5 protein-coding genes are annotated in these 7,609 nt (G+C 48.0%); 1 reads left to right on the forward strand and 4 read right to left on the reverse strand.

Annotation, left to right across the window (positions count from 1 at the left end; all coding sequences use genetic code 11):
• From VN105_RS02015 to VN105_RS02030, 4 genes are all read right to left on the reverse strand, one after another.
• Positions 1 to 950: TonB-dependent receptor plug domain-containing protein (locus VN105_RS02015; RefSeq protein ID WP_325637416.1), on the reverse strand; the 950-nt coding region annotated here is incomplete at its 3' end.
• A 79-nt stretch (positions 951 to 1,029) separates the two neighbouring features.
• The gene (locus VN105_RS02020; protein ID WP_325637418.1) at positions 1,030 to 3,078 is read right to left on the reverse strand and encodes a beta-L-arabinofuranosidase domain-containing protein; all 2,049 of its coding nucleotides are present in this window, start codon (positions 3,076 to 3,078) and stop codon (positions 1,030 to 1,032) included.
• 2 nt (positions 3,079 to 3,080) lie between these two features.
• On the reverse strand, positions 3,081 to 4,928 hold the full coding sequence (locus tag VN105_RS02025; RefSeq protein ID WP_325637420.1) for a glycoside hydrolase family 2 protein: 1,848 nt from the start codon (positions 4,926 to 4,928) through the stop codon (positions 3,081 to 3,083).
• Between the two features lie 19 nt (positions 4,929 to 4,947).
• Complete coding sequence (locus VN105_RS02030; protein WP_325637422.1) at positions 4,948 to 5,889, reverse strand: glycoside hydrolase family 43 protein; 942 nt, start codon at positions 5,887 to 5,889, stop codon at positions 4,948 to 4,950.
• A gap of 272 nt (positions 5,890 to 6,161) precedes the next feature.
• On the opposite strand from VN105_RS02030, the gene VN105_RS02035 reads away from it, so the two are divergent.
• Positions 6,162 to 7,609: ligand-binding sensor domain-containing protein (locus VN105_RS02035; RefSeq protein ID WP_325637424.1), on the forward strand; the 1,448-nt coding region annotated here is incomplete at its 3' end.

The raw sequence follows: 7,609 nt of genomic DNA on the forward strand, positions 1-7,609 counted from the left end.
TTGATGATAAAGTCGTACCAGTCGAAACTCCTGTATCCTTTTTCTGTTCCGGCTTTCCATTTTTCCAGCTCTTCCCTGGTGATGTCTGTATGCGGGTTCTCGTCATTCATTTCTGCATCTGCTTTACCCAGCATCCATTCATAGGCGTTTACTGTTTTGGGGAACCTGGACCAGTTCTGCCATCCCGTATAGGCGTCTACGTTAATCGTATTTCCCGCGCCCATTTTACCTCTTTTGGTAGTTACCACCACTACCCCATTTGCGGCCCTTACCCCGTAGATGGCTGCAGAAGCATCTTTAAGCACGGTAATGCTTTCAATGTCGTTGGGGGAAATGTTATTAAACTGGCCTGCATCTTTCTGTATCCCGTCAATTACATACAGGGCATTTCCGAAGTTACGGATCTGGATGTTGGCGCCTGCACCGGGCCGGCCATCGGGCATACGGAAAGACACACCGGGAATTTTACCCGCCAGGGTAGCGCTCACGGTAGAGGCATGCACTCTTTCCAGATCTTTGCTGGTAACGCCGGAGATAGCGCCTGTGAGCGATTCTTTCTTTTGTGTACCGTACCCCACCACTACTATTTCTCCCAATCCTTTGCTATCAGTTTCCAGTTGTACGTTCACCACTTTTTTACCGCTGAGCGGCACTTCCTGTTTTAAAAATCCTACATAAGAAAATACCAGTACAGCGTTATTTTCAGGAACAGAGAGGGAATAATTACCGGCGCCATCAGTAGCGGTTCCTTTGTTGGTACCTTTTACATTCACCGTTACGCCTACTAATGGTATCCCTTTATCATCTGTTACCTTACCGGTAATCACCATATCTGCAGGGGCAGCATGGGCTACCAGACCAAGGGAAAGTAACAATACCGTAAACAGCCGGCAATAGCGGCCCGGTATCACTTTCCGGATTGAATCGCGGAAACGTAATCGTTTTTTCATAACAAATTTTTGTGTGGTCTTTTTAAATTATCAGTCTTACATAACTGTCGTTTTGGTTGAATATGCCCAGGGCTGTTGCTCACTTCACTACCGGAAATGCTACGATTCTCACCTTGGTGCATCCATAGGGCACCAGGGTAATATTGGTTTCTTTATCACTTACTTTGCCTTTATAAATACCGTTCCTGTCTGTTACAGGTTGCGGTGCTACATCATCTACAAGTTTCCATTCAGGAATTTGTTTACCTGTGGTGGTAATTGCTACAGGGGCGTTTGCCAGGTTCCATACAAATGTGTCTGTTACAGGTTTTACGGTGCTAACCTGCAGGTATTTAGCCGGTTCGCGGATAATCTTTTCCGGCAGGCCGTAGTTCCATTCTCCTTTGGGGTAAACGCTGAAGTAATCGCCTTCTGCTTCATCATGACCTTTTTCCCATTGCTCTTCTAACTTCAATGCATATACGAGTGGTCCTCTTTCTACAGTACGTGAATTACGGCCCCAGTTGGAAGTACGCACCTGCATAGGCAGTTGCAATACCAGCTGGTCGTTGTTGTTCCAGTTGCGGTTTACGGTAATTACCTGGCCACCTTTTGCGGTGCGCAGCTTTTCACCGTTGAGCAGTACAGTGGCCTCATCGCACCATGCGGGGATGCGCAGTTCCAGTGGAAATGCAACGGCTTTTTGTGTGCCTATGCGGAAATGCACCTGGTCTTCAAAAGGATAACCCGTCACTTCGCGGATGGTAACAGGCGTATTATTCTTACCCACTTTTGCAGTCACTTCATTAGGGCTGTAAGTAAGTGCCGCCAGGCCATTGCCGGCAGTGCCGTACCAGAGATGTGTGGCAAATTTTGTCCAGCCCTGGTGCATATTGGCCAGGCAGCAGGTGTAACCGCTGCGCATACCCAGTACATTGTTCATTTCCCTGTCGAACGGCAGCGAGAAATTGAATACGCCTCTTTTGATATTTACCTGGTTGGCTACCTGGAAATATTGTTTGTTGTTGTAATCGTCTGTGGTTTGGGTGGGTAATGCGTTAAAGGTCATTCGTTCCAGTGCATCCATGTATAAGGGATCACCGGTAATGCCGATGATTTCTTCCAGGGAAAACATCGCCTCTACCACCGCGCATAATTCCGTTCCCTGCGTAGGTGCGTTACCGTGAAGATCTTCGTCTGCAGAAAAGATGCCCATTGGCAACCCGTGCAGGTTCATCAGATCGGTAAACCCGGTATGCAGCTCCTGCAGGTATTTTTTGTTGCCGGTGCGTTGGTAATTCATCACCGGGTCTTTCAGGCCCATGCCTACGTTCACGCCGTGACGACGCATCCAGTGCTGGTCGTTCTGTTGTGCAGCGGCGTCTATTACCCAGCTGCGGTTGCCCAGCCAGCTGCTCCAGGTGAAAGCCTGTGATTGCAGCAGGGCGGCCAGTTCCAGCAGCTTTTTATCTTTATTGATACTATACAGCCATTGTGCTACCATTACATTTTCGGCGCCCCTGGAGGTGGCCCATTCTGTCCATTTACCAAGCGGGCAGGTTTTTAACACCTCCAGCTGATAATGAAAATACCGCGTCATAAAAGGTAAAACACGGGTATCATTTGTGGCCGTATAATATTGTTGCAGTACTTTCAGCATTACCATCTTTGGCCACCAGTCGTCGCCATCTGCAGCATTGCTAACGCTAATGGGTATATTTTTTTCCCGTTCCACTTTAGTGATGGGGCCAAAATAACCGGAAGGGCGCTGGTGGTCCAGGGTCCAGTTGATATAGCGGAGTACTTTGTTTTTCAGTGTGTCGTCGTTGAGCAGGTAAGCCAGCGGCACTGCGCCATCCAGCCAGTAGGGAGTTTCTTCCCAGCCATCGCCTTTCCCGCCAAGCCAGCCGTTGTCGTTCTTCACTTTGCCGTATACTTCATCGAGATGGCCGCTGGTACCGTTGCGCATGATCTGCAGCTGGTGCAACAACCATCCCTGCGGCTTTACGGCGCCCAGTGGCAATGTTGTATACACCGGTGCTACAAAAGTGTCGGCCCTGGCGCCCGGCAGATGCGCAGCATCCGCCGGGATAAGACCAGCAAAAAAAGCAGAAAGCATCAATAAGCCAAACAACTTTCGCTTTTTCATTATTATGGTTTTATAGTTACCAAAGCCGGGTTATATAACTTCTGATGAATCACTTTCAGTTTTTCTACCGGCATCTTCTGTACTTTGCGGTCGTAGGTCATCAGCCCGTTTGTTTCCACTTCCACATCAGTGGTCTGGGTGTAAACGGCGGCAGATAATCCCTGCCTGATCAGCGTTTCCAGGCGGTCGGTAAACCCACTGTACCGTTTAAACAGATCTTCTTCATTTTTGAAGCTCTGGTAACCCCAGTTATCTTTCTGTTGCCATACATGTCCGTTCACCGGCAAACCGAGTCCACCAAATTCACCCAGCACGATGGCGCGTTTGTCGCCATAGATAGCAGGATCCGGCATTGCAGGTTCAGGATAGTTATGCAGGTCAATGATATGGCCTACAGGATAGAAGTTACCTCCACTGGCGGTATTCACGAGGCGGGAAGGATCTTTCTTCATGGTCCATTCTGCAATTTCCACTGTTTTGAATTGTCCCCATGCTTCGTTAAACGGTGTCCATACTACAATAGAAGGATAGTTGTATAGTTCGTCGATGATACTGTTCCATTCCTTGCGGTAGTAGCCTTCTGATTCAGCGGAACGTTTCTGGTCGGAACCGCGGCCAATGATACCGGGGCGTGGCTCCCAGCCGTTTCCAAGATCGCCGCTTGGCATATCCTGCCATACCAGCATTCCCAGCTGATCGCAGTAATAATACCAGCGCGCCGGTTCTACTTTAATATGTTTCCTGATCATATTAAAGCCCATGGCTTTGGTTTGTACGATATCATACTTCAATGCTTCATCGGTAGGAGCAGTGTATAAGCCGTCGGGCCACCAGCCCTGATCCAGCGGGCCGTACTGGAATACGAATTTGTTATTCAGCAGCATACGCTCTATACCATTGGCATCTTTACCAATAGAAGATTTGCGCATGGCAAAATAGCTTTTCACTTCATCGATCACTTTACCTTTACGTGTAACCGTGAGCGTGAGGTTATAGAGGAAAGGGCTTTCGGGCGACCATAATTTAGGCGATGCTATTTTCAGTACAGCATTATCGCCGCTGATCACGCCTTCGGCTACTTTGGTACCGCCGTCGTAAGCGGTTACCTTTACTTCATCGCCTGCTTTTGCGTTTTCCACATTGGCGGCTACAGTAAGTGTTTGCTGGTCGATATCAGGTGTTTGTTTGGTAGATGCGATATAGGTATCAGCCACGGCTTCTACCCATACTGTTTGCCAGATACCGGTTACGGGCGTATACCATATTCCTTCCGGGCGCTTTACCTGCTTACCTCTTGGCTGGTCTCCATCATCAGTGGGATCCCATACTTTTACCACGATCTCCTGCTTACCTTTTTTCACCAGGGAGGTAATATCGAAGGTGAAAGGATCGAAGCCGCCTTCGTGGCTACCTGCTTCCTTACCATTTACATATACGGTAGTGCGCCAGTCGGATGCGCCAAAGTGAAGTAATATTCTTTTACCCTGCATGCCGGAAGGCAGCGCCAGTGTAGTATTGTACCACAGCGTACTGTCTTTTCCAACAGTACGGCCCACGCCAGACAGTGCTGATTCAACTGCAAAAGGTACCAGTATTTTACCATCCCAGGCTGCAGGTTGATTTTCTTCTTTTGCTTTGATGGCATAATTCCACAAACCATTCAGGTTTTTCCAGTTGCCGCGAACCAGCTGTGGACGCGGGTATTCTGGTAAAGTAGCTGACGGTGATACCTGTTCGCTCCAGGAGGAAGCGATCTTTCCTCCTACCATTTTCCAATCCTGTTGTTGCGCTATTGCTGTACTGCTGCCCAATCCAAGTGCCAGTGCAAAAAATAGGTACTTCTTTTTCATATATTTTCTTAAAGTGATTTTATTCTCCTGAAGGATCTTTGATCCATGTATTTATTTTCACCGGGTCGCCAAAAAACGGGGTGCCATCGGCATTCCAGCTGATCTTTTGTATACGTGGATTACGTTGGTTACCACAACCCTGGTTTGCTTTTGAGTTGGCGTGATAGATGATCCAGTCTTCCTTACCGTCGGGCGACTTAAAAAAACCGTTATGCCCTGGTGCGTAGGCGCCATTTTCCGGTTTGCTTTTCAGTACAGGATCCGGTGATTTAGTCCAGTTTTGCGGCACCATAGGATCCGCGCCGGGCTTCAATTTCATGATGCCGAGTGTATAGTTCTCCGTCCAGCAGCCGCAGGCGGAGAAAACCAGGAATACATCCCCTTTTTTATTCAGGAGGATTTCCGGTCCTTCATTGATACCGTTTTGTTCCCACGGGTATTGTGGTGCGGATATCTCCACTTTTTCAGCGGCCAGCGTCCACGGATCTTTCATAGGAGCGATATAAAGTCGCTGTACGGCATCTTTTCCGTTATGCCCGCTCCAGATAAAATAATAGCGTTTCTTATATTGAAAAACGGTACCATCAATGGCGAAGTGCTGCGGGTGAACGGGATCTGCAATTTGTCCTTTATCCGTCCAGTTGCCGGTGATAGGATCTTCTGCAGTATTTTCCAATACGAAAGTATGCTGCGGATGAATACTGTCTGATGATCCTGCGGTATAGTACACATACCACTTCCCGTTGAGGCGGTGCAGTTCAGGCGCCCAGATATCCCTTGCATTGGGGCCTTTGGCCGGCGGCCTCCAGATCACTTTTTGGGCTGACTGGGCCAGGGCCGACATACTTTTTGTTTTTCTCATTACCAGGCTATGGCCGTTGGTGTGCATATAATAATATGCACCGTTGTGTCTTACCACCCAGGGATCAGGGCCGGAGGCCAGTAAGGGATTCTTGAACATACCAGTGGTATCCGCAGTTGTTGCGCGGCATAAACCACTGATGAACAGACAAAATATCAATGAAAGTAGTTGGCTACCTTTCATAACACGGATTTAGAAGATGGCTTATTTAAGCGTACATTTCACGCTTCTCAAAGAACGACTATCCACCGGATACTTGTTTGCCCATTTATCTCAATTTTTCTCGCTTTTGTATCATTTTGACTTTTAGCCGGACCGTGGTGGGTTTTAGCCGAAAAACATTAGTTTTAGGGTTTCCACTAAACAAACACATGCTAAAAATCCGCCATTATATCCTGTTCCTCCTGCTGCTGGCAAGCGAAGCGCTATGCGGGCAATCGCCCGGCTTTGTGCATTACCAGGTAGAAAACGGCCTGTCGCATAACGCCGTTATCTGCACATTACAAGACAAGCAGGGTTTTATGTGGTTTGGAACATTATATGGCTTAAACCGGTTCGACGGCTACAATTTCCGGGTATTCCGGCGAACAGAGCAGCCGGGAAGTATTGGCGGCAATTATGTGCTTTGCCTGTTCCAGGATGACGACGGGATGTTATATGTGGGATCAGACAGAGGCGTATTTGTGTATAATCCCAGCAATGAGCAGTTCCGTGAATTGAACAGGAAAGTACAGGGGGAAGTCCGTTCGATTACAAAAGACCGGCAGGGAAATATCTGGATCGTTGCTGCAGGACGCCCGTTCCGCTACCAGCCTGCTACCGGCAGCTTAACGGAAGTGCCCGGTTTTACAGATGCCACCTCTGTTTGTGTAGATGGCCAGGGGCGGGTATGGCTGGCCTCCGGCGGAGGATATATGGGCGTTTATAATTACAACAAAAATAATTTCACCACTTATTCATTGTTTTCACATTCCGGCAAACCCAATTCCTACGCCATCCAGAAAATAGTGCCTATGGGCAGCGATACCGTATGGGTGTGTACAGCGGGCCAGGGCCTGAAACTGTTCAACGCACGGACACGTACCTACGAAGATTTCTTTACCAGGGACACCACGGGCATAGAATTGTATGCCAGGGATATTATCCGCCACAACAGTGATGAATACTGGATTGCCACAGAGTCCGGCATTTATATTTATCATATTAAAACCGCTAAGGTCATCAACCTGAAAAAAAGTTATGATGATCCTTACTCCGTTTCTGATAATGCCATATATAATATTTATAAAGATAAAGAAGGCGGCATATGGGTAGGCACTTACTTTGGCGGCGCCAACTACTTTCCCCAACCTTATACTTACTTCGAAAAGATGTTCCCAAAAACGGGTGCTGCTTCTTCTCTCAGCGGTAATGCGGTGAGGGAAATACACCCCGATAAATATGGCCATTTATGGATAGGCACAGAAGACGGCGGACTGAATAAATTCACACCGGCGGACGGCCGTTTTTCTGCTATCAAACCTTTAGCTAAACATGCACCGGGATTATCACATACCAATCTTCACGGGTTGATGGTTTCAGGAGATTCGCTCTGGATAGGCACTTTCGAGCATGGACTTGATATCATGGATATTCCCAGCGGGAAATTTATCCGGCATTATGCGCCGGGCGACGGCCCGCACCAACTGCACAGTGGGTTTATTTACAGCATGCTGCGCACCCGCGATGATCATGTATTAGTATGCACCACCTGGGGTTTATATGAGTATATCCATTCCCGTGATCAATTCAATATAGTGAAAGAGGCGCCGCATTATAT

This window comes from Chitinophaga sp. (genome assembly GCF_035564935.1).
Taxonomy (GTDB): Bacteria; Bacteroidota; Bacteroidia; order Chitinophagales; family Chitinophagaceae; genus Chitinophaga.